Annotated in this window: 20 protein-coding genes and 2 pseudogenes; 7 read left to right on the top strand and 15 right to left on the bottom strand. The window is 46.9% G+C overall.

The genetic code is table 11. The annotated features are described in order from the left end of the window. Nucleotides 1-179 precede the first annotated feature (179 nt). Complete coding sequence (gene recG / locus P4S59_RS01035; protein WP_337167880.1) at nt 180-2,261, top strand: ATP-dependent DNA helicase RecG; 2,082 nt, start codon at nt 180-182, stop codon at nt 2,259-2,261. 232 nt (nt 2,262-2,493) lie between these two features. After that, nucleotides 2,494-3,882: a uracil-xanthine permease family protein gene (locus P4S59_RS01030; RefSeq protein WP_033905917.1), complete on the top strand. Its 1,389-nt coding sequence runs from the start codon at nt 2,494-2,496 to the stop codon at nt 3,880-3,882. Between the two features lie 72 nt (nt 3,883-3,954). Here the strand turns inward: P4S59_RS01030 and envZ are convergent, their stop codons facing one another. From envZ to P4S59_RS01005, 5 genes are all read right to left on the bottom strand, one after another. Continuing rightward, the gene (gene envZ / locus P4S59_RS01025) at nt 3,955-5,247 is read right to left on the bottom strand and encodes a two-component system sensor histidine kinase EnvZ (protein ID WP_017820700.1); all 1,293 of its coding nucleotides are present in this window, start codon (nt 5,245-5,247) and stop codon (nt 3,955-3,957) included. A gap of 102 nt (nt 5,248-5,349) precedes the next feature. Continuing rightward, the gene (ompR, locus tag P4S59_RS01020; RefSeq protein ID WP_005379333.1) at nt 5,350-6,069 is read right to left on the bottom strand and encodes an osmolarity response regulator transcription factor OmpR; all 720 of its coding nucleotides are present in this window, start codon (nt 6,067-6,069) and stop codon (nt 5,350-5,352) included. Nucleotides 6,070-6,198: 129 nt separating this feature from the next. Then, on the bottom strand, nt 6,199-6,594 hold the full coding sequence (locus P4S59_RS01015; protein ID WP_017635004.1) for a DUF1090 domain-containing protein: 396 nt from the start codon (nt 6,592-6,594) through the stop codon (nt 6,199-6,201). 105 nt (nt 6,595-6,699) lie between these two features. Beyond that, nucleotides 6,700-7,191: a transcription elongation factor GreB gene (gene greB, locus P4S59_RS01010; protein ID WP_005379321.1), complete on the bottom strand. Its 492-nt coding sequence runs from the start codon at nt 7,189-7,191 to the stop codon at nt 6,700-6,702. Between the two features lie 117 nt (nt 7,192-7,308). After that, on the bottom strand, nt 7,309-9,189 hold the full coding sequence (locus P4S59_RS01005) for an ATP-dependent zinc protease family protein (RefSeq protein WP_086013892.1): 1,881 nt from the start codon (nt 9,187-9,189) through the stop codon (nt 7,309-7,311). A 229-nt stretch (nt 9,190-9,418) separates the two neighbouring features. Here P4S59_RS01005 and P4S59_RS01000 point away from each other — a divergent pair, with 229 nt between their 5' ends. After that, entirely contained in the window at nt 9,419-11,740 is a 2,322-nt protein-coding gene (locus tag P4S59_RS01000) for a Tex family protein (RefSeq protein ID WP_337167879.1), read from the top strand. A 104-nt stretch (nt 11,741-11,844) separates the two neighbouring features. On the opposite strand, the gene P4S59_RS00995 is transcribed toward P4S59_RS01000, so the two are convergent. After that, nucleotides 11,845-12,309 (bottom strand): hypothetical protein, encoded by a 465-nt coding sequence (locus tag P4S59_RS00995; RefSeq protein WP_005379316.1) that lies wholly within the window; start codon nt 12,307-12,309, stop codon nt 11,845-11,847. 124 nt (nt 12,310-12,433) lie between these two features. Then, nucleotides 12,434-13,201 (bottom strand): pimeloyl-ACP methyl ester esterase BioH, encoded by a 768-nt coding sequence (bioH, locus tag P4S59_RS00990; protein WP_005384724.1) that lies wholly within the window; start codon nt 13,199-13,201, stop codon nt 12,434-12,436. A gap of 84 nt (nt 13,202-13,285) precedes the next feature. Between bioH and P4S59_RS00985 the strand changes: the two genes are divergently transcribed. The 4 genes from P4S59_RS00985 (at nt 13,286) to cysQ (ending at nt 16,311) form a co-directional block, all read left to right on the top strand. Next, complete coding sequence (locus P4S59_RS00985; RefSeq protein ID WP_033905914.1) at nt 13,286-14,011, top strand: amidophosphoribosyltransferase; 726 nt, start codon at nt 13,286-13,288, stop codon at nt 14,009-14,011. A gap of 97 nt (nt 14,012-14,108) precedes the next feature. Further along, entirely contained in the window at nt 14,109-14,693 is a 585-nt protein-coding gene (gene nfuA / locus P4S59_RS00980; protein ID WP_005379313.1) for a Fe-S biogenesis protein NfuA, read from the top strand. Nucleotides 14,694-14,869: 176 nt separating this feature from the next. Further along, nucleotides 14,870-15,439, top strand: coding sequence for an ADP compounds hydrolase NudE (gene nudE, locus P4S59_RS00975; RefSeq protein WP_005379309.1), 570 nt, complete (start codon nt 14,870-14,872; stop codon nt 15,437-15,439). Between the two features lie 44 nt (nt 15,440-15,483). After that, the gene (gene cysQ, locus P4S59_RS00970) at nt 15,484-16,311 is read left to right on the top strand and encodes a 3'(2'),5'-bisphosphate nucleotidase CysQ (protein WP_005379308.1); all 828 of its coding nucleotides are present in this window, start codon (nt 15,484-15,486) and stop codon (nt 16,309-16,311) included. Nucleotides 16,312-16,623: 312 nt separating this feature from the next. On the opposite strand, the gene P4S59_RS00965 is transcribed toward cysQ, so the two are convergent. From P4S59_RS00965 to gspG, 8 genes and pseudogenes are all read right to left on the bottom strand, one after another. Further along, the gene (locus P4S59_RS00965) at nt 16,624-17,385 is read right to left on the bottom strand and encodes a type II secretion system protein N (protein WP_033905913.1); all 762 of its coding nucleotides are present in this window, start codon (nt 17,383-17,385) and stop codon (nt 16,624-16,626) included. 1 nt (nt 17,386) lies between these two features. Beyond that, on the bottom strand, nt 17,387-17,878 hold the full coding sequence (locus tag P4S59_RS00960; RefSeq protein WP_005383002.1) for a type II secretion system protein M: 492 nt from the start codon (nt 17,876-17,878) through the stop codon (nt 17,387-17,389). Between the two features lie 7 nt (nt 17,879-17,885). Beyond that, nucleotides 17,886-19,087 (bottom strand): annotated as a pseudogene (gene gspL, locus P4S59_RS00955) (type II secretion system protein GspL). After that, on the bottom strand, nt 19,056-20,066 hold the full coding sequence (gene gspK, locus P4S59_RS00950) for a type II secretion system minor pseudopilin GspK (RefSeq protein ID WP_005379302.1): 1,011 nt from the start codon (nt 20,064-20,066) through the stop codon (nt 19,056-19,058). The pseudogene gspL and the gene gspK overlap by 32 nt, the downstream one beginning before the upstream one ends. Beyond that, nucleotides 20,059-20,736 (bottom strand): type II secretion system minor pseudopilin GspJ, encoded by a 678-nt coding sequence (gspJ, locus tag P4S59_RS00945; protein ID WP_005382998.1) that lies wholly within the window; start codon nt 20,734-20,736, stop codon nt 20,059-20,061. Before gspJ ends, gspK begins: the two co-directional genes overlap by 8 nt. Further along, complete coding sequence (gene gspI, locus P4S59_RS00940) at nt 20,723-21,112, bottom strand: type II secretion system minor pseudopilin GspI (protein ID WP_017635009.1); 390 nt, start codon at nt 21,110-21,112, stop codon at nt 20,723-20,725. Before gspI ends, gspJ begins: the two co-directional genes overlap by 14 nt. Then, a pseudogene (locus P4S59_RS00935) lies at nt 21,099-21,697 on the bottom strand (prepilin-type N-terminal cleavage/methylation domain-containing protein). Before P4S59_RS00935 ends, gspI begins: the two are co-directional and overlap by 14 nt. Before the next feature lie 29 nt (nt 21,698-21,726). Beyond that, entirely contained in the window at nt 21,727-22,170 is a 444-nt protein-coding gene (gene gspG, locus P4S59_RS00930) for a type II secretion system major pseudopilin GspG (RefSeq protein ID WP_005379298.1), read from the bottom strand. Between the last annotated feature and the right edge of the window lie 30 nt (nt 22,171-22,200).

Here is a 22,200-nt window from a genome sequence, read left to right as displayed (position 1 = left end):
TAGTGTTAACTTCAACGACATACTTGTTGGAAATAGATTCCTGATGTCGCTAGGCTCCTCGGAATGACAGGTTATCAGTCAAATCATGACACTAACTAAAGCATGACTATTTTTTCCTGTACAAAAACACAGCTCCATGGTTAACATACTGCTATGTTAACCATTTTCTTGAGCCCTCTATGTCCGCCCAAATGTTATCTGCCGTCCCATTAACCTCCCTTTCTGGGGTTGGCGCGAAAGTCGCAGAAAAACTCGCCAAAGTTGGCTTACATAGCGTTCAAGATTTGCTGTTTCATCTTCCACTGCGCTACGAAGATCGTACCCGTATTTACCCTATTGCCAAACTGCATGCTGGCCTTTGGGCGGCCGTGCAAGGCAAGGTCATGGCAGTCGACACCATCTTCGGTAAGCGCAAAATGTTAACGGTAAAAATCAGCGACGGTAATGGCACTATCACGCTGCGCTTTTTCAACTTTACCGCGGCCATGAAGAACAATTTCACACAAGGTAAGTTAGTACATGCTTACGGTGAAATTAAGCGCGGTGGCATGGGCTTGGAAATTGTTCATCCTGACTACAAGTTTTACGTCAGCGATCAAAAGCCCAATGTAGAACAGAACTTAACCCCTGTTTATCCCACCACCGATGGTTTACGCCAAATCACATTGCGCAACCTTACCGAACAAGCTTTAGCGCTGCTTGATAAAACCGCAGTTCAGGAATTACTTCCAGCCGGGCTGTATAACCATCAAATCACGATGTCGCAAGCGCTGCACACCATTCATCGCCCACCACCAACCATTAATTTAGATGAGTTTGACGAAGGCAAACATCCTGCTCAAATCCGCTTGATCATGGAAGAGTTGCTCGCACAAAACTTATCGATGCTGGCGGTGCGTAGCAAAGGCCAGAAGGATTCAGCGTTGCCTCTCGGTCCTTGCAATAAACTGAAAACGCAGCTTTTAGCCCAACTGCCTTTCTCTCCTACGAACGCTCAAACCCGAGTAGTACAAGAGATTGAAACCGATTTAGAAAAACCCCACCCAATGATGCGCCTAGTGCAAGGTGATGTCGGATCGGGGAAGACGTTGGTTGCCGCTCTGGCCGCCGTTCGTGCCATTGAGCACGGCTATCAGGTGGCACTCATGGCACCAACCGAACTATTGGCTGAGCAACACGCGATCAACTTCGCCAACTGGTTTGAAACAATGGGCATTCAAGTCGGTTGGTTAGCGGGCAAACTCAAAGGTAAAGCAAAGGAAGCCGAGCTGGCTCGCATTGCCAGTGGTGAAGCGCAAATGGTAGTGGGTACTCACGCGCTATTCCAAGAGCACGTTGAATTTCATCACCTTGCTTTGGTCATCATTGATGAACAGCACCGCTTCGGTGTCCATCAGCGATTAGAATTGCGTGAAAAAGGTGCAAAACAAGGCGCTTATCCACATCAGCTCATCATGACAGCAACGCCGATTCCGCGAACGTTAGCCATGACTGCTTATGCTGACTTAGAAACGTCGGTGATTGACGAGTTACCGCCAGGTCGAACACCAATCCAGACTGTCGCGATTCCAGACACCAAACGCAATGATATCGTCGAACGTGTCCGAAATGCCTGCTTAAACGAAGGCAAGCAGGCATATTGGGTGTGTACCCTGATTGATGAGTCGGAAGTATTAGAAGCGCAAGCCGCGGCAGATACCGCAGAAGAGCTTCAACGTAAGCTACCGGACGTAAAAATTGGTCTAGTACACGGACGAATGAAGCCGGCAGAGAAACAAGCGGTGATGCAAGATTTCAAAGACAATAAACTGCATTTGCTGGTCGCAACGACAGTGATTGAAGTTGGTGTGGATGTGCCAAACTCTAGCTTGATGATCATAGAAAACCCTGAACGTCTTGGTTTGGCACAATTACACCAGTTAAGAGGTCGCGTGGGCCGAGGTTCCGTTGCTAGCCATTGTGTGCTGCTGTACCACTCTCCGCTGTCAAAAACCGCGCAAAAACGTCTCGGAGTACTACGTGAAAGTAACGATGGCTTCGTCATTGCGCAGAAAGACCTAGAAATTCGTGGCCCTGGAGAACTATTGGGTACAAAGCAGACAGGTCTTGCTGATTTCAAAATCGCAGACTTAGTTCGAGATCAACGCCTGATTCCCGAAGTTCAGCGTATTGCGCGTCATATTCATGACAATTACCCGACTAACGCAACAGCAATTATCGATCGCTGGTTGGGTGAGCGGGATATTTACTCCAAAGCGTAATGATTGAAAGCGAGCCAAATGGCTCGTTTTTTAATACGCCAAAAACAAAGCAAACGTTTGCTTTTTGAGTAAATCTCTCTATAATCGCGCACAAATTTTTAAGTGTGTTAGATCACACTCCACCAACCTGAGTTGACTCTGATTAACAGCAATCACAGGTAACGACGTCAACTCCACCCTGCTCTCCCATTCAGCGAGAACTAGGGAAATATTGCGACTAGCGAGACAAACAATGACAACTTCAAACCGATCTTCGGAACTGGTCTATCAACTCAACGATCGACCACCTTTGCCTCAAACCATTTTTGCCGCACTTCAGCACTTATTGGCGATGTTCGTCGCGGTTATCACTCCGTCACTGATCATCTGTCAGTCTTTGGGTGTACCTGCAGACCAAACGAACACCATCATCAGCATGTCTTTATTTGCGTCAGGCGTGTCTTCGTTTATTCAAATTCGCACCGTTGGCCCAATTGGCTCTGGTTTGCTCTCTGTTCAAGGCACCAGCTTTAACTTTTTAGGTCCTATTATTGGAGCAGGCCTATCGCTGAAAGCCGGTGGAGCAGACATCAGCACCATGATGGCTGCCATTTTTGGTACGATTTTAGTCGCATCATTTGCAGAAATTTTCCTATCTCGCGTATTGGAGCATGCCCGCCGAATCATCACTCCGCTCGTTTCAGGCATCGTCGTCACTCTTATCGGTCTCACACTGATTCAAGTCGGCTTAGTATCAATGGGCGGTGGCTACGCAGCATTAAATGAAGGAACCTTCGGCAGCTTAGACAAACTTGCTCTGGCTGGGACGGTACTTGGATTAATTGTGATTTTAAACCGCTCGAAAAACCCATACATCCGTGTGGCTTCAATCGTGATTGCGATGCTAGTGGGTTACATCATGGCGTATTTTATGGGGATGGTAGATACTTCTCAGCTAGGCGCAACTGAGATCGTAGCACTGCCCGTACCAATGCAATATGGCTTATCGTTTGACTGGTCTCTGTTCATTCCGCTGGTACTGATTTTCTTTATTACCGCACTAGAGGCCATCGGTGATATTACCGCAACATCTGAAGTGTCTGGTGAGCCAGTAAAAGGCCCAGTGTACATGGAACGCATTAAGGGCGGTGTGTTAGCAGACGGCTTAAACTCCGCAATCGCAGCCGTTTTCAACAGCTTCCCGAACTCAACGTTTAGCCAGAATAACGGCATCATCATGCTAACAGGAGTCGCGAGCCGCTACGTGGGTTACTTTATTTCTGGCATGTTAGTGATTCTTGGCTTGTTCCCAGGTGTCGCTAGCTTTGTTCAGCTGATTCCTGAGCCAGTACTTGGCGGCGCAACGATTGTCATGTTTGGTACGATTGCTGCCGCTGGTGTGCGTATTATCTCTCGTGTTGAGCTCGATCGCCGCGCAATTCTGATCATGGCCTTATCCTTCTCAATGGGACTTGGTATCGCACAAAAACCAGAGATCCTGCAATTTATGCCAGAATTTATTAAGAGTATTTTCTCAACTGGTGTTGCAGCAGGTGGCATCACAGCGATCATTTTAAATCTACTTCTGCCAGAGAAACTGGAAGACGAAGATGAACTTCCTCAGGAAGTGAAAGAGTCTTAAGATTATTGAGAATAAGAAAAGCCCAACCTAATTAGGTTGGGCTTTTTGTTTTAAAGGGTGCGGGCCATCGACTTACTTGGTAGGAAAGCTGATTTGAGCGATTAAACCGCCTTCACTGCGATTACGCATCACCACAGAGCCTGAATGTTGGCTGATTATACGCTTCACAATCGCCAACCCTAGCCCAGTGCCTTCACTACCGCGAGCGGTGTCACCACGCGTAAAGGGTTCAAATAACCTCGCGATTTGAGAATGCTCGATACCCGGTCCGTTGTCCTCTACTGAAATCCACACTAGCTGCTTATCTGCTGTCACACCAGTGCTGATTTTGACCCAGCCATTGCCATAACGTAGCGCATTCACAACTAAGTTACTGATCGCCCGCTTAATCGCAATCGCACTTCCTTTGGCTGGCGGCAAGTTAAGATTAAGATCTGTTTCAATTTCAACCTCATAACCACCTTCAGAACTGGCGACGTCACTGGCAATCGTACTGATATCAACCGCTTCAAACGATTCTTGGTTCACCGGTTTGAGATAATCCATAAACTGACTGATGATCTCATTACATTCTTCCGTATCGCTAATGATCCCCTCCGCAAGATAGCTGTCCTCAGGAGACATCATTTCTGTCGCTAGGCGAATACGCGTCAGAGGCGTTCGTAAGTCATGGCTAATCCCCGCCATTAATAAGGCTCGGTCTTCTTCTAGCTCTTGAATACCTTTCGACATTTGATTAAAGGCTCGAGTTACAGAGCGAATTTCCGATGCGCCTTTTTCTGCCAACGGTGGCGGGATTTCGCCTCGACCGACGTCTTTCGCGGCTCTCTCTAAAGCCAAAAGTGGGCGGTTTTGTAAACGAATAAACAACCAACCACCAGCAATGATCAGCAGCGCCATAATCAAACTGTTACGAAACAGCGGTGCAAAATCTTCTTCTTGCAGCTCAGATAACGGAATACGAATGATGGAGTTCGGCAACTTTTCGATGTGCATCCACAAAATGTAACTTTCATCGCCAAGCAATAAGCGTACTTCTGTAGGCGAACCCAGCTCTTGGCTCATTTCTTCAGACATCAAATCAATCGACATTGCGTGATGAAATTCAATCGCCTTATCGCTGTCAAGGCTGTGAACCGTCACCCCTAATCTTTCTAATAATTGACGCCTTAACGGTGCATCAGACTTTAAAGGTCCTTCATCATCAAGCACCAAATTGAGCTCATGGGCGAGAATTTTATTGAACTGCTGCAAACTCGGCATCAACGCGTAGTTAAAAACGGCGTAGTAAGAGAAAACTTGGCTCGCGAGAAGCAAAGAGATGAACAGCAGAATAGATTGTGTCAGTGAACTTCGGATGCGCATGGAACGTTCCTAGTGGTCCTAATCGCGAAATTTCAGCCTTCAAAGGGAAGGTAATGAAGGCTGAAGTTGCTATAGCCAAGTGCTGGCTATGGCGTGAAGAGGTTACACCTCTTTGCCGTCTGGGACGAAAACATAACCTAGGCCCCATACGGTTTGAATGTAGCGCGGCTTGCTCGGATCGTCTTCTAACATGCGACGTAAACGTGAGATTTGTACGTCAATAGAGCGTTCCATTGCAGAATATTCACGGCCACGCGCCATGTTCATCAATTTATCTCGTGACATTGGCTCACGCGCATTCATCACGAGCGCCTTTAGGACAGCAAACTCTCCAGAGGTGAGTGGCATTGCCTCGTCACCGCGGAACATCTCGCGAGTGCCTAGATTGAGTCGGAACTCCCCGAACTCCACCACTTTTTCTTCCGTGCTTGGTGCACCCGGCAACTCTACAGTTTGGCGGCGTAATACTGCCTTGATGCGAGCCAACAATTCGCGTGGGTTAAACGGTTTTGGCAAATAATCATCCGCCCCTACCTCAAGACCTACGATGCGGTCCACTTCATCACCTTTCGCGGTGAGCATTAAGATTGGCAACATATTGTTCGCGTGGCGTAGACGACGACAAATTGACAAACCGTCTTCACCTGGCAACATTAGGTCCAGCACCATTAAGTGAAAGTTTTCGCGCGTTAGTAGGCGATCCATCTGTTCGCCATTGGCGACACTTCGTACCTGAAAACCTTGCTCAGAAAGGTAACGCTCCAATAGAGCACGTAAACGAGCATCGTCATCAACCACTAAAATTTTATGATTTTCTTGCATTGAAACATCCTTTCAGAAGCGTCTATCGTCGAAAATGTATCACTGTTTTTCCTAACGTGCTCAAGCAAATTGTTACTCTTTTTATCTTAAGCGCTTTATTCTCTCTCTAGCAGGTATTTTCAGCACCTACTATTGACCATAATTCCATTCCAGTTCACGTTTGGCCTCAAGCAGCTCTTGCTGTGCCTCAGCCAGCTTGTGACGTTTTTTCTCAATTTTGTCTGCTTTACCTGAATGCTGAGCTTCGACTAATTCTTCCTCTCGCTCCTCAACTTCTTTAGTCTTTTCTTCCACTTCTGCTTGCAGCTCTTGGCGCAGCTCACCTTCCGAGCATTCATTCTGGATAGCGGAAAGTGCTTGCTCCAAGCCTTTAATGCGATGCTCATTACCTTGCGCTTTTGCATACTCAAGCTGCTGCTCTACCGCTAACTCTTTAGCGTCACAGCCTTTCACTTCATCTTGAGCAAAAACTGAAAGTGAGAATCCTATTGTTAGTGCAGCACTACACATGACTGCTTTGTTCATTTTACTTCTCCGAGAAAGGCACCATGCCTTTATACCAAATATTCTGACGTTGAGACCCAAGTCACTTCTAGTGAACTTCATGAGACTTGAATCAGTGATAAAGCCTCAGTCTTCCGAGGCCGGTTGAGTGTATTCAATTGAGTTGATGAACCACTCTTTTTCACCTTCTGGGGTGCGTACCGTGAACTCTTCATCCACTTGTTTTTTCAACATCGCTCGCGCCATAGGTGAATCGATAGAGATGTAGTCTTTCGCATCGCCATAAATCTCTTCAGGCCCGACTATACGAAACTTTTTCACTTCTCCTGCCTCATTTTCTATTTCCACCCATGCACCAAAAAAGACTTTGCCTTCTTGTTGCGGAGAATAGTCAACGATCGTGACTTCTGGCAGGAATTTACGAAGGAAGCGGACACGACGGTCGATCTGACGGAGTAAACGTTTATTGAAGGTGTAATCCGCATTTTCTGAGCGATCGCCCAGGCTCGCAGCCCAAGTGACGATCTTGGTGATTTCCGGGCGCTTTTCATTCCAAAGGTAATCATGCTCTTGTTTGAGTTTGTTGTAACCTTCTCGTGTAATCAGCTTAGTTTTCAAATTAACTCCTATCTCAACTAAAAAATGCTGCTCTTTGGCAGCATTAAGGAGATGATATACCCAAAGATCCAATGTTGTTCAGGCTTTGGGTATCAAGGTGATAAGGCGGCCAGAGTGTTACTTTTCGTAATCCGGTTTTTGCGTCACGATGTAATTCGTATCACTCGAAACAACCGCGCCATGTTTTAGGAAGTTTTTACCTAAAATCATGCTGTAATGGAAGCGACCTCGGTCCTGTAAGTTGACTCGGATCTTCTTCTCTAATTCACCAAGCTTAACATGCATTTCAACCACAGGGCGTACGTTCGCTTTCTCGCCTTTCTTCGCTTTAATACGCATGACATCAACAACAGGCTTGGTAAACGCCTGTTTCATGCCAAGATCGTTCTCATAGGTAAAGCTCACCATGTCTTTGCCGTCTTTCTTAAACTGCTTGATGTTCTTAGCATTGATTGAGCTTACATCTGCACCCGTGTCTAACTTCACAGGGAAAGACATCCCCTCAACTTCAGCTACTTCGATATGGCCAGCTTTGAAAAGTGGCCTTGCATCTAGTAGATGGTCTGCGCGAGTGTTCAGCAACACACCACCCTTGGCTATGTCATGACCAAAGACGAAAAAAGGTTGAGTGTCACCCTCATCAAGCACATCGAGCGCAAACTTCATTGATGTGTCTTTTCTACCGAGAAGAAAGTCTCCTTCGACAACAGGGCGAACCGCGCTGCCAACCTTGAGCTTTTTCAACACTGGTTTGGTGATTTTTTCTTCTTTCCCCTCATCGTTCATTAAATAAAACGTGACGGATTCATCCTTACCTTTTTCTGTTACTTCAAACCCATTTACACGCAGTAATGGCGTTTTCACAGTAAAAGTGGGGTAAGCAGGGACGGTATAACCATCAATGGTGACCTGTTCTTCTGGTGAAACGACAAGAGGTTTTGATTTGAGTGCGCTTTTGAACGTTTTTTCTACGCCACCCAGTAGATTTTCTCTGTCCGTATCAATAACAAAGTGCTGACTCGCGACGTCCCGACCTAAGCGAATTTGCGAACTGAACTTACTGCGATCACGCAGATACACCAACCAACGTTGAGTTTCATTTTCGCCGACTTTGACGGGTAAATAGACTAAAGGGCGCTCGCTTTTGGTCGTTTTCAGCATTCGTACCAAGGGTAATGTCATTGGATGACGCTTGCCATTCTCGCCCTCTAACATAAAAGAGACTTCGTTATGCTTTTTGTCTACCTTGATGTCCAGTGCATGGACGTTGGTATAACGGCTAGAAGTTGAGATGCTGATCTTATATGGCACACCTTCGACTTCAACCGTCTCTTTTTTGCCAATCATTTTTGCGCGTGGCTGTTCTTGAAGGTAATCGTAACCAGCGAAGACCCATGCGTTATCATCGAGATAGGTTTTACCAATCAAGATAGGAGAAGAGAATTGCGTACGCTTGGTCAGGTTCACTTCCGTATCAACGGTGTGACCAGCGATTGTCATCGGCATTTTTATTGTCGGGCGTAGGATGGGCTTTTTGCTTGTTCGACTGCGAATCGCGCTCACTCTTTCCAGATCATCGGTAATCTGTATTTCCTTCCCTGTATAAGGGTGAGGAACCGTAAAGCTAACCTTTACTTGATATGGCTTAAAGCTGTCGGCGTCCCACTTTGCCTTCGTACCACCTAAGTCATCGACAATCGCCCAAAGTAACTCGTTATCTTTCAAATCTTGGTAATCTGGGTGTGAGCTACTGACATGGATATTCTCCGCATGCATCGATGTCGTATCTGCACCAGTATCAATCTTGCCAATAAATGGCACCGCTTTTAGTTCCGGAATGTCACTGTAGTAGACGCTCTCCACACGCCCTAGTACCAATTTGTTATCGAGCTGATAAACGGGAGCTTGTGTGGTTCCTGAGATAGACTGCGCCCAACTAAGCGGGGCGACAAGTAAGGCACTCGTAAGCGCTAACGCCAAAGACATTTTTTTCATCATGATTATCCGTATAAGCCGAGGTACATTTAGTGATATCAACAACCGTGGAATTAGGTTAGTCGATAACTGCGGATATAAGTTCTCAATTTAATTACAGTTTTGACATAAATCTGACTGATGTCCACCAGCGCCCGGTAAATTTTTGCCTCGTTAATTTAAAACATTGCAAATTCTTCGAACGACCCCAATGTTCTATACAACCAAAACCGAATTAAAAGAGAAAACACGGATGAGCCAAGCTATCTGTCGCATGATTGCTCAAGAACTGAATGTTCGCCCAGAGCAAGTCAACGCCGCTGTCACCCTAATTGATGATGGCAACACTGTCCCTTTTATTGCACGTTACCGCAAAGAGGTGACGGGGGGCCTTGATGATACCCAGCTTCGTACTTTGGACAGCCGTCTGTCTTACCTTCGTGAAATGGATGATCGCCGTCAAACCATCCTCAAATCAATCCAAGAGCAAGGCAAACTGACGCCAGAGCTAGAACAAGAGATCGCGCAGGCAGACAGCAAAACTCGTCTTGAAGACTTATACCTACCTTACAAACCCAAGCGTCGTACGAAAGGTCAGATCGCGATTGAGGCTGGTCTTGAGCTGCTCGCAGATCAGCTTTGGAATCACCCACAAACCGAGCCAGAAAGCGAAGCAAGCAAATACCTTGATGCAGACAAAGGCATCGCAGACACCAAAGCTGCATTGGATGGCGCTCGCGCGATCATCATGGAGCGCATCGCAGAAGACGCAAACTTACTGGAAAAAATTCGCAACCACTTAAATCGCAATGCGGAACTGGTCTCACGAGTCGTTGAAGGCAAAGAGCAAGAAGGCGAGAAGTTTAAAGATTACTTCAACCACAACGAGCCCCTAAGCAAAGTGCCATCGCACCGAGCACTGGCGATGTTGCGTGGCCGTAACGAAGGCTTCCTGACATTGGCGATGAACGCTGATCCAGAACAGGAAGAAGGCGCTCGTCAGTCTTACTGCGAAACGATTATCGCCGACCATTATGGCGTAACGCTAAGCAGCGCACCTGCGGATACCTGGCGTAAGCAAGTGATCAGCTGGGCATGGCGCATCAAAGTATCGATGCACATGGAAACCGAGCTAATGGGCGCAATGAAAGAGCGCGCTGAAATCGAAGCGATTGAAGTATTCGCCACTAACCTAAAAGACTTGTTGATGGCAGCACCGGCTGGCCCTCGTGCAACACTTGGTCTCGATCCGGGTCTGCGTACAGGTTCAAAAATCGCGGTTGTCGACTCAACAGGTAAAGTGCTTGCAACCGAAACCATCTACCCTCACCCACCACAAAAACAATACGACAAGTCAGCACAAATCGTTGAGCAGTTGGTGCGTAAGTACAACGTGGATTTGATTGCGATTGGTAACGGTACGGCTTCACGTGAAACCGACAGCTTTGTCGCAGACGTCATCAAACGTGGCAACCTGAAAGTTCAGAAGATCATAGTAAGTGAAGCGGGGGCTTCGGTTTACTCAGCGTCTGAGCTTGCAGCAAAAGAGTTCCCGAATATGGACGTATCACTGCGTGGTGCAGTGTCGATTGCACGTCGTTTGCAAGATCCATTGGCTGAACTCGTGAAAATTGATCCGAAATCTATTGGTGTGGGTCAATACCAGCACGATGTAAGCCAATCTATGTTGGCAAAACGCCTAGATGCGATTGTGGAAGACTGTGTAAACGCGGTTGGTGTTGATGTGAACACTGCTTCTGCGGCGCTACTGACGCGCGTAGCAGGCTTATCAAGCACCATCGCGCAGAACATTGTCGACTTCCGCGATGAGAACGGCCGCTTCGAAGCACGTACAACCTTGAAGAAAGTACCTCGTTTAGGTCCTAAGGCGTTCGAGCAGTGTGCGGGCTTCCTGCGTATTATGGATGGTAAGAACCCACTTGATGCGTCTGCGGTTCACCCAGAAGCGTACCCAGTGGTCAAAGCGATTTCTGAGAAGAACAACAAAGATATCAAAGCACTGATTGGTGATTCAAGCTTCCTTAAAGGTCTGCATGCGGTCGATTACACCGACGATAACTTCGGCGTTCCAACCATTACAGACATCATCAAAGAGTTAGACAAGCCGGGTCGTGACCCACGTCCAGAATTCAAAACGGCGACGTTTGCAGAAGGTGTAAACTCGGTATCTGACTTGGAACCGGGCATGATTCTAGAAGGTGTGGTATCGAACGTAGCCAACTTCGGTGCCTTCGTTGATATCGGCGTTCACCAAGATGGTCTCGTACACATCTCTGCACTGACAGATCGTTATGTGTCTGACCCACGTGAAGTGGTGAAAGCGGGCGACATCGTCAAAGTGAAAGTGATGGAAGTTGACGTGCAGCGTAAACGTATTGGTCTATCGATGCGTATGAACGACGAACCGGGTCAAGACAACCGTAGCCAACGCTCATCAGCAGCGCCGCGTCGTAATGACCAACCGCAGCGTCGTCAGCCTCGCCGTGATGATTCGTCATCGAACAGCGCGATGGGCGGTGCATTTGCTGCAGCGTTTGCTAAAGCGAAAAAGTAATCTTACCTAGGCTTCACCGCTAACGAGCTTTCATAACTAAAAAGAAAACGCTCCAATCAGTCAACCTGCTTGGAGCGTTTTTGTTTGAGTAGGATATTGAGTCGTCATAATACTGCTATCACTTCTGACGGGGTATGGGGAGCGACTGCATGACCATAATGAAACTTGATCACCTTCCTGCGCTTTTCCATTAATCCTTCATTGATCGCAGCATCCAAAATGCGCTTTGGTAAGCGAAAGCGGATCGCGTAGCCTTTCCCCTGGTCTTCACTATACGATTTGAGCGCAAGCAAACTAAAAAGCCGTTCTAGTGTATCTTCCGGCTCTTCTTGATAACGCGTGTCGACTTCCGTTTCCATATCATAATCAGGATGCTCTGAAGGATCCCAAGAAGACTGACGTCGGCGCTTGTCGTCACCTTTTACTTTTCGCTCTGCATTGGTTTTGGCCAATGCGACCGTTGGCGTTACAGGCTCTCGGACTTTATTGTCGCGAGCTGCTTGTTCCGTCTGCACATTCACGGATGGGGCGATCAGTGGCACACTTACGTTGGTCGGTGACACAATCATTGCGAACCCTCCTCAGAGTCGCCCAACTCGTCAATATGGCTTAGCTTTATTGGCTAATAAAACCTCACCAGTCTTTATATCGACCACTTTTTAAACAACTTGAGGTATTTCCGCTCGTACTTGCTCAATCGTGAGCAAACTCTCGGATTTGAACACAAAATTCGTCATGTTCGGTGATAAAAGGCGCATGAGAGGACTGATTAAAAACAAACTGCTGGGTATGAGGCAACTGTTCACTTAAATCGTTAGCTACTTTAATTGGCACCAACCCATCTAAACGGCCATAAAGACGCAACATTGGAACAGAAAGAGACGTCAACGCATCGCGCAGATCCACATCAGCAAGGATGTTTAGCCCAACCAACAGCGATTCAGGGTTTGGCTGAGGGCGCGATAGTACCGCTTGCTTGAGCTGTTTAACGTCTTTACGCGCTGATGGGCTGCCCATCGCTTGCAACGCCATAAAGCGCTCAATGGTCAGTGAGAAATCTTCTAGCAACTGAGAGGTAAACGCACTCAGTACATTCGGTTGAATGCCGCGCCACGGTTTTTCTGCGGCAAATTTAGGTGAGCTGGCAACCGTAATCAACTTAGCCACGCGCTCGGGCATATTTAATGCCACATGCGTCGCCACTAAACCTCCGAGGGACCAACCAAGCCAAATCGCTTTCTCTGGCGCACCTTGCACCACCAAGTTAGCAATATGGTCTAAATCTTCAGCATGAGATTCGGCGCTATGTCCGTACCCCGGAAGGTCAACCACATGAACTCGGAAATAAGGTTGAAGAGACTCGACTGTCTGCTGCCATACCGCACCATTCATGCCCCAACCATGAAGTAACACCAAATCTGGTCCTTGACCAAATGACTGCCAGTGTAATTTCGTGCTCATGCTCTCAATCTCTCCCACTTATTTTATTCCCTACGGCTTCAGCCAAGCGTTAGGCTGAGTAAAATATCACCATGAATAAACGCTATGTTATCTCATCACTGGCAAAACATCATGCACCGCGTATTGAGCAGTCAATGCGGCCTGTGTCGGTTCCCTATTCAAACACCAAGCCACACAAATACTCTGCGCTGGTGCGAGCACTGTTTAAAATACCTAACTCCGGTAAAACGATGTCAACGCTGCGGTTTATCATTACAGAAAGAAGAAATGAGTACGGATAGTATTTGTGGTGAATGTCTTTCAAAGCCACCGCCATGGCAAAGGCTATACACGTTAGGCGATTACGACTTTCCCCTTTCACGGGAAGTACAACGCTTTAAAGATCACGGAGAGTCTTGGCATGTAAAAGCATTAACCGAGCAACTGGCACAGCGCATCACCACGCCAGCTCCAATCATTACCAGTGTGCCATTGCACTGGCAGCGTTACCTGCGCCGGGGTTTTAATCAAAGTGATGTTTTAGCCCGACACCTCGCCAAGCAATTGCAGACTAATTTTGATGCGAAGGTCTTTCGTCGAGTAAGGCTCGCCCAATCACAGCGTGGTAATACCAAAACAAGCCGTGAACAAAACTTAAAAGGCGCGTTTATTCTCAATAAGCGCCCTCACTCTTCCCATGTTGCCATCGTCGATGATGTAGTCACCACAGGCAGTACCGTCCGACAATTATGTCATTTACTACTTGAAGTTGGCGTAGAAAGCATCGATATTTACTGCATCTGCAGAACACCTGCTCCTCGTTCTCTCTAGATCGCTTCGCCATGCCTTAGCATCAAAAAGACTAGACCCATACGTCAACAAGAGTAGAATAGCAGCAGTAACCTACAAATTTACTCGGGTATTCGTCGTGTCAAATATTACTATTACAGAAACTGCGCAAACGCATTTCGCTAACCTTTTAGGTCAACAACCTGAAGGCACTAACATTCGTATTTTCGTTGTGAACCCAGGTACACAAAACGCTGAGTGTGGCGTGTCTTACTGCCCACCAGAAGCAGTAGAATCGACCGACACTGAACTCTCTTACAGCGGTTTTTCAGCTTACGTGGATGAGCTGAGCCTGCCATTCCTTGAAGACGCTGAAATCGATTTTGTTACCGATAAAATGGGCTCTCAGCTAACGCTAAAAGCACCTAACGCTAAAATGCGTAAAGTTGCGGACGACGCACCACTGGTTGAGCGCGTTGAGTACGTTATCCAAACCCAAGTCAACCCACAGCTTGCTGGCCACGGTGGTCACGTAAACTTGGTTGAGATCACTGAAGACGGTGTTGCAATTGTTGCATTTGGTGGCGGTTGTAATGGCTGTTCTATGGTTGACGTAACACTAAAAGAAGGCATCGAGAAAGAGCTGCTAAACCAGTTCATTGGTGAACTAACCGCAGTTCGTGATGCTACAGAACATGACCGTGGTGATCACTCTTACTACTAAGAGTAAACACTGTCAGAAAATGGGAGGCTTCGGTCTCCCATTTTTGTATCGATACTGAGGTGATGCTGAGATGCTTAGCTCGACTCGTAAAATCCGCTAGAAACTCAGGCGGAGTTCTCATATATTAAGAATCTTACGCATCTCGTAAACGCCAACGACACCAAGGAGCCAGCGTCATGCCGAAACGAACCCCACCAGAGATACTCTCATGCCAGACGGTTGCAAAATCCAAACTGTTTGCTGTGGAAGCGCTCGACCTTCGTTTTTCCAATGGTGAGCATCGTACTTATGAGCGTATGAAGCCAAGTGGACGAGATGCTGTAATGGTGGTTCCTGTAACAGAACAAGGCGATTTATTACTGGTGCGTGAATACGCCGCTGGAACTGAACGTTACGAGTTAGGTTTCCCAAAAGGGCTGATTGACCCAGGAGAAACACCACATCAAGCTGCGGATCGTGAGTTAAAAGAAGAAATCGGCTTTGGCTGTAATCAGTTAACCCCGTTGAAACAAGTTATCCTCGCGCCATCTTACTTTTCGAGCAAAATGACTCTATTTTTAGGACAGGCGCTTTATCCAGAGAAGCAAGAAGGCGATGAGCCTGAACCACTGGAAATTGTGCGTTGGCCACTTGCGCAAGCCGAAGAGTTATTAACTCACATGGATTTCTGTGAAGCACGAAGCATCACAGCGCTAATGTTGGCACTGAAACACTTACCAAACACCACTCACAAGCATAACCAATAACGGTCATTAGAACCGAATAACACTGTGAGTAAGGACTATCACTTATGCCAATGACAAAAGATCTATCTCACCTACTTCCTCAAGTCATCGAGATTGCCCGCAGTGCTGGGCAAATGATCCTCGAAATATATGAAAAGAAGCAATACGAGGCCTACACCAAAAGTGACGAAACTCCCGTAACAAGTGCAGATATTGCAGCTCACAAGTTCATCACTGAACGCTTGAGTGATCTGACGCCTGACATTCCCGTGTTGTCAGAAGAAGACGCAGACATAAGCTTAGAGCAACGCGCTCAGTGGGAACGTTATTGGTTAGTCGACCCTCTTGATGGTACTCAAGAATTCATCGCTCGCAGTGGTGACTTTGCCACTATTATTGCGTTGGTCGACAACAATCGACCAACCATGGGCGTCGTTTACGGCCCTGTATCTGGCGTGACTTACTACGCTTATAATGGCAAAGGCGCCTGGAAAATTCCCGACATGTCGGACAGCGTCAAAATCCATACACACAAACACGAACAGCCAGAGCAAAGCATCGCAATTGCTATTAGTCGTCGCCAAGACATCAATCGTATTACTAACCGTATGAGCAGCGCCTGGAATTACGACTTAATACCGCTCGGTTCTGCAGCATTGAAAGCATGCCTCGTCGCGGAAGGGGCGGTAGATTGCTATCTCCGACTAGGTCCAACAGGTGAGTGGGACACCGCTGCGACACAATGCATTGTTGAAGAAGCTGGCGGACGTATTCTCAGCACGCAATTAGAACCGCTGTCATATAACGAGCGGGAAACACTAGAAAACCCGAACTTTATTGTTCTTGGTGATGCGGATTTACCTTGGAATGAGATTTTACAACGCAAAGATTAAGCGCCTTATCGGTAAAATTTAGAGCACAAAGTTCTAGCAATAGAAAGGCCACGAATATCTTCGTGGCCTTTTCTTTTTGACCTTCTGTACAGCACTTGGAGCATTTGGCCTACTATGTTCCAACTGCTTGCAAAGCTGAACGAAAGAAAAAATTAATTAAAAATCAATTAAAAATCAAGGCTTTAAACTTTCACTCATTCCCAATCAAGATCGAATGTACAGCGAATAGAGGTTTTAGCTTACGATGATCCAAAAGCAAAAAGAGCTGCGCACTAGCAGCTCTTCTAAGATATTGGATTTTGTCACGATAGGTTAGAAGCGCCCTTGGTAATTAAACTCATATTGACCTTGAGCATTCGGCTTACCCAACCATTTCAGTTGCTCCCCCATGCTGGATGGGAACTCTGCACCAGGTTTGAACCACGCTTTGGTTGAGTACCGTTGATTAGGCATCAGTTCAGCGGAAAACGCCGCAGATACTTGTTTGCTGCTCTGCTCACCAGTTGCCGTCAATACACTATCCTGACAGTTTATATCGGCAATCACAGGACCGAGATCTAAGCTGCCAACGGGGCTTTGAATACCACTGGCATTCCATACTAAAGTGCCTTCACCGTTCTTACACCAAGGCACAGCATAAGTCGCATGACGAATATTCAGCTCAAGCTGCCCATCAACACCAACAGGCACAGGGAGGCGCGCTTGCTCAACAACTTTTACCGCCGGAATCGAGGCAACTAAGTTTTTGGCATAAGGGCCATCACTTAAGCTATAGCCGACAAAACCGCGCCCACGAACGTCCATTTCACTACCACGACCAAAGCGCACAGCAAACTCAGCTTTACCTGTCAGTAGACTCGACCATTGGAAATCCCAATTAACTTCTCCAAGGTTCTGGCGCTGCCAACGAATACTAGAAGCTTGACCTTGCCATACCGAACCGTTGGCTCCTTGAATGTCCAGGCCTCTCACTGTTGGTGCTTGTTGTAACACCCAAGAGACTGGTAATCCCATTAAAAGACTGACTGAAAAAAAGACGATAAAGATAACAACGTAAAGTACTGCTCGCTTCACCTTAACCTCGCTTAAACTGAAGGCGGTTTACATCGATCATGCCCGCTTGCTCTGTTCGGTCGATATCTAAAAATTCGACTTCAATACCCTGTTGCTCTTTCAAGTAACGTAACCAATCCACTAGTTGATTAAACGCGAGTGGTTTGATCCACACTTGAACGCTCTCATTACGAGGTTGTACTCGAATCAACTCAACTTTATAACGACGAGCTGAAGAAGAAACCAACTGATTCAACGGTTGACTAGAGTAGCTCACACCGCTGCTTTTTCGCAGTGCAGTGATGCCATCCGCTTTATCTTGTACCCAAGCTAGCAACTGCTTTTCACTTTGAATACGTGACTGAGCTAGCTCCGCACGTTGACTCATTGGCTGTAATAAACCCCAATAAATAATACCGATAACGGCAATAGCGCCACATCCCATGACCAAACGCTGCTCACGCTGCGAGATGCTGCTCCACCAAACCTGAGCTTGAGAAATTAAATTTTTCATCATCACCTCACAAACGCTTCAAAACAAAGCTGCCAACCACAACGTTATCGCTACGGTTCAACTGACCTTGCTCAACATTAAACTTCTCTGCCAATTTCACACGAGCCTGCTCAAAAGGTTGGAAGTCTGAACTACGAGCCTGAATACGTACTTCGCCACGTTGTCCGTCGTATTTAAAGCTAGTGATCTCCAAGTCACTGACCTGACCAAGCGTCGCGGGTAATGCCGCCAACCATGACAACATTGCCTGCTGACCACTTCCACCAGATAAGCGGCGCTCTTCATCATCCATTTGTCGTTTGAGGTAACTAACGGTAGGAATGCGTCGTTTATTTGGGAACACCTGGCGGAAAATACGCTCACTCTCCTCACGATACGCTTGAGCTTGTGCTTCGTACTTATGGACCACGAGCAACTGCTGCGCAACCATAACGACGATAAGCACCCCCGCAGCAATGGTGGCTTTTTGCCAGAGCTTCCAGTATTTACCCCAAGAAGATTTCGGCTTGAAGCTCCCAGTCAGCAAATTGACTTTGCTTTCTGTCACCCCTTCGCCAGTAAAGCCATCGTCATTTCTTCTGGTTGCGGATCCCATATTTCAGGTAACGCAGATTCCGGGACCGAGCTAAAGCAATCGAGCTTCCAACCTTCATGATTTTGTAGATAAGAAGAGAGGTAAAGGTCTAACCAAGAAGCGTCGACAACCGCGCCCTCTGTCGCAGAGTGACGAATTAGCCATTGCTCGCCAATCATTGCAGCACTGCTGTGATCTCCACGAACCGGTAACGCAAGCACATCGGGTAAAATGCGTTTAATGGCGATACCTTGGCTTGAGAAACGTTGCAGTACAGTCTGAATCCAAGCACGTTCAACTGCGCAAATCTGCGCTTTATCCGCTTGTTTACCCAACACGCTAAAGTGCAGGCCATCAACGTCCTGAGCAACTTCGTCTTCCACTAAGTACGGTAACATCGCCTCGAATTGGCGTGTTGCACCAGGTGGTATATCCACTTGCGTCAGGACCACATCATTACTCGCCAACAGCGCCACAACTTGGCGCTGACCAGCATATGAGACCAATTCATCTAAGTGTTCCCACCCGGCGATTTCACCGCTAGCAATCACTTCCTGTTGATCTGTCGACCACACCACCCAAGGAATGGTACTTTGTTGTTCGCTACTCAGCCGAACGGTCAGAAACTCGCTCACTGATCCCTCCAAAACGACGGCGAACTACGGTCACCGTTTCTCTATTTGTACTTTGCAAAAGGCTTCGGATACGTACACGTGATTCATCCACCAACACTTGTGCATCCAATTCAAAAAAGGCGCTATCTACACCCAAATAGCCTTTGGCGTTTTTCTTTACATCTTCACTTAAGCCAGCCATTTCTGACTCTGCTAAAAATTCATCAATGCTATCCCACCCATCAAATGGGCGTTTTTCAATTAGCTGAATCGCATCACTACTGCTTAAGTTTGGTGAGAACATTGCCACCAAAATCGGAGCTTGCTCAACATCAATCGTATTCACGTTTAAACGCCAGTCATCACTTGGCAATGCACAGACCAACGGCTCCAATTTTTGGAAAATTTCACCACTCACCTGATAGACAGCCCGTAACTCGGAAGCATCTGCCATCCAACCATTTGATGCCAAATAGGAAGGTTTCATCGCTTCATATGTGCTGTCTTCAACCCCAGTAGTCGAACGGACAGAGTCATCAGCATCAATGTATTCCCAAGTAGAGTCTGCAATGATTTCTGCTTGATATGGCTCGACATCCAACTCTTCTAATAGGCGCTGCAATACATTCACTAAATATGGTCTTGTAATTTGCTGACCCGTTGGTTGCACACGACTCAATACATTTAGATTAAAGCACGCTTGCTTGTCTCTAATTCGTCCCGCCGCTTGACCATAATCTAACGGATAGACTTGCTCTTTTATCGCCCACGGTTGACTCATATTAATCGTGTCGGTGTCTTTATAACTTTGCTCGATACCCACTTTTGCTAGCGCCTCGACGCCAAGGCTGTACCAATACGCTTGCTGGTAATTGATTTGATTAGCACCTCGCTGAAACTGCAAGAACAAACGTTCTGACATACTGGCAGCAACCGTCGCCATAATCGCCAGCAACATCAACACTATAATCAAAGCAACACCGCGCTGACGGTTAACCATTATTGCTGTCTCCTGAACTTTCCTCTTTCTGACTCAATGTGCCATCAGGAGTGAGATAAGTGCGGACAATTTCTCCATAGTCTTTGAGAGTGAGAACAACAGAAACCGCTTTCGGCAGCGCTTTTTCTTCAGCCCACTCTTTTTTCCATTGCTTACCATCATAGAAACGCATATCAAATGACTCGACCTGCGTTAGCAATGGAGTAACAGTGCCTTGTTGCCCAACCGGCGTATCAGGGTAGCGCCACCATACTCGCTGCAGTGTTTCTTCTTTTAAGCGATAGCCAACCTTGGTTACTTCTCCACGAGGGAACTGCTGCTGAGGGTTGTGCCAACCTAAACGGGCAAACATCAGCCCTTTAGTATCGGAGTCCAACAGGTAATCGGACCAAAAAATTAGCCGGCTAGCAGGCTCTTCACCATTAGTACGTGTTTGACGCATCGCCATTTGACGAAAATCGTTATCCATCATCACCATGGCACGCTGAATTTCGTTTAAGCGTTGGGTTCGTTCTTGTGATAGCGCATTGCTACGCTGTACTTGCGATACCACTTGGTACGCTGCGACACTTAAACTGGCAAAGATGGCAATCGATACCAACACTTCAATAAGTGTAAAACCTTTTACCCTTTGGCGCGTGTTTGCGCGGGGATGATTATTGCGCCACATAGCTTCGTACCGTTACTACAGGGCTCGCGCTTTTCTCTACCGAGACGCTTACATCAAATGCTTTCAGCAATGGCTGCGTCGTGGCGACTGGCGTGACTTTCCAGAACCAAGTGCGTCCTGCCAGCTCTTCTGTGCCGTTTTTCGCTTTGAGTTCTCCGGTATTCAACATCACATTTGCCATCTGATTATCCACAACCATGGCTGCAAACATTTTTTCTTCTAGATAACTGATTGTATTAATATGCTGGCTCACAGAGCGAATGACACTGATGGCAGCGGTGGCGAAAATGGCCAGTGCGACCAATACTTCCAGTAAGGTCATGCCTCTCGTCCGGCGATGACTCAAATTGGGGCGAGCTTGCTTAAAATTGCGCATTCTCATCCTCTTTCACTTCTTCGCCCGGAGCTAATAACAAAATTTGTCCACTTTCTTTGCCAATGACTCGCCAACCGTCATTAAAGGCATCACCATTTTGCGGAAAAAAGATAGGGTAAATGGCGTGACTTCGGCGCTGGAAAAGATAAACACTTGCGGTGGCTCAATTTTCTTTTCGTCCTCTTCTTCTGCGAACATGTCTTCATCAAAAAGAGAACCTGGTTTGAATAAGCGCTCATCATTATCCCAAGCACCACCGCCGAGTTCGAGTTGTAGCGTAATATCTTCTTCTAGCTTGGTTTTGCTCGGAATCTGCTTTAATTTCAGAGGCTGCCAACCTTCTGAGGTTAAACTCAGTAGAGCGTAGGTCGATTTGGCATCATCCACTCGAACGCCAAAATCTTTACCGCTCAGCACCGCTTCTTCATTGAGCAGCTGTAAACGCTGAAAAAAGCTTTGAGCATACTGTTTGGAAAGATCTTTTTGGCTAGTCGGTAACGTCGAGATCACGGCCACAGCCGTAAGAGATAGCAAAACCAGCACCAATAGAATTTCTATCAATGTAAAACCGTTATGTTTTCGCATTTGTTTCATTAGTGCTGGCTTAGGCTCAATTATTGGAAGTCTTGCATGTTCCAGTTGCCAATATCTGCAGCTGGGCCTTCTCCACCCTCTTGGCCATCTGCGCCTAGAGTGAAGATATCGATTGTACCGTTATCACCTGGGCTTAAGTATTGGTACTGGTTGCCCCAAGGGTCATTAGGAAGACGTTTGATGTAACCACCATCACGGTAGTTGCGTGGCTCTGGGTTAGATGGCTTACTAACCAATGCTTCTAGACCTTGGTCCGTTGTTGGGTAAACGCTGTTATCCAACTTGTACATATCTAAGGCATTTTCCAACGCGACAATGTCCGTAATCGCTTTTTGTTGGTCAGCCTTCTCTTTGTTACCCAATAGGTTTGGAACAACAAAACTTGCCAAAATACCTAGGATAACCACAACAACCATCACTTCTAAAAGTGTAAAACCCTGTTGTTTACTACGCTTAAACTTCATTTTTTCTCCGAAAGTTAGATTAAAGCCATG

It is taken from the genome of Vibrio sp. M60_M70, assembly GCF_037162085.1.
Lineage (GTDB): Bacteria > Pseudomonadota > Gammaproteobacteria > Enterobacterales > Vibrionaceae > Vibrio > Vibrio diabolicus.
This window is presented reverse-complemented; position numbering and strand designations above follow the sequence as displayed.

Coding starts and splice junctions, on each gene's coding strand:
- recG (WP_337167880.1), top strand. CDS start 180: ATGTCCGCCCAAATGTTATCTGCCGTCCCATTAACCTCCCTTTCTGGG.
- P4S59_RS01030 (WP_033905917.1), top strand. CDS start 2,494: ATGACAACTTCAAACCGATCTTCGGAACTGGTCTATCAACTCAACGAT.
- envZ (WP_017820700.1), bottom strand. CDS start 5,247: ATGCGCATCCGAAGTTCACTGACACAATCTATTCTGCTGTTCATCTCT.
- ompR (WP_005379333.1), bottom strand. CDS start 6,069: ATGCAAGAAAATCATAAAATTTTAGTGGTTGATGACGATGCTCGTTTA.
- P4S59_RS01015 (WP_017635004.1), bottom strand. CDS start 6,594: ATGAACAAAGCAGTCATGTGTAGTGCTGCACTAACAATAGGATTCTCA.
- P4S59_RS01005 (WP_086013892.1), bottom strand. CDS start 9,189: ATGATGAAAAAAATGTCTTTGGCGTTAGCGCTTACGAGTGCCTTACTT.
- P4S59_RS01000 (WP_337167879.1), top strand. CDS start 9,419: ATGAGCCAAGCTATCTGTCGCATGATTGCTCAAGAACTGAATGTTCGC.
- P4S59_RS00995 (WP_005379316.1), bottom strand. CDS start 12,309: ATGATTGTGTCACCGACCAACGTAAGTGTGCCACTGATCGCCCCATCC.
- bioH (WP_005384724.1), bottom strand. CDS start 13,201: ATGAGCACGAAATTACACTGGCAGTCATTTGGTCAAGGACCAGATTTG.
- P4S59_RS00985 (WP_033905914.1), top strand. CDS start 13,286: ATGTTATCTCATCACTGGCAAAACATCATGCACCGCGTATTGAGCAGT.
- nudE (WP_005379309.1), top strand. CDS start 14,870: ATGCCGAAACGAACCCCACCAGAGATACTCTCATGCCAGACGGTTGCA.
- cysQ (WP_005379308.1), top strand. CDS start 15,484: ATGCCAATGACAAAAGATCTATCTCACCTACTTCCTCAAGTCATCGAG.
- P4S59_RS00960 (WP_005383002.1), bottom strand. CDS start 17,878: ATGAAAAATTTAATTTCTCAAGCTCAGGTTTGGTGGAGCAGCATCTCG.
- gspK (WP_005379302.1), bottom strand. CDS start 20,066: ATGGTTAACCGTCAGCGCGGTGTTGCTTTGATTATAGTGTTGATGTTG.
- gspJ (WP_005382998.1), bottom strand. CDS start 20,736: ATGTGGCGCAATAATCATCCCCGCGCAAACACGCGCCAAAGGGTAAAA.
- gspI (WP_017635009.1), bottom strand. CDS start 21,112: ATGCGCAATTTTAAGCAAGCTCGCCCCAATTTGAGTCATCGCCGGACG.
- gspG (WP_005379298.1), bottom strand. CDS start 22,170: ATGAAGTTTAAGCGTAGTAAACAACAGGGTTTTACACTTTTAGAAGTG.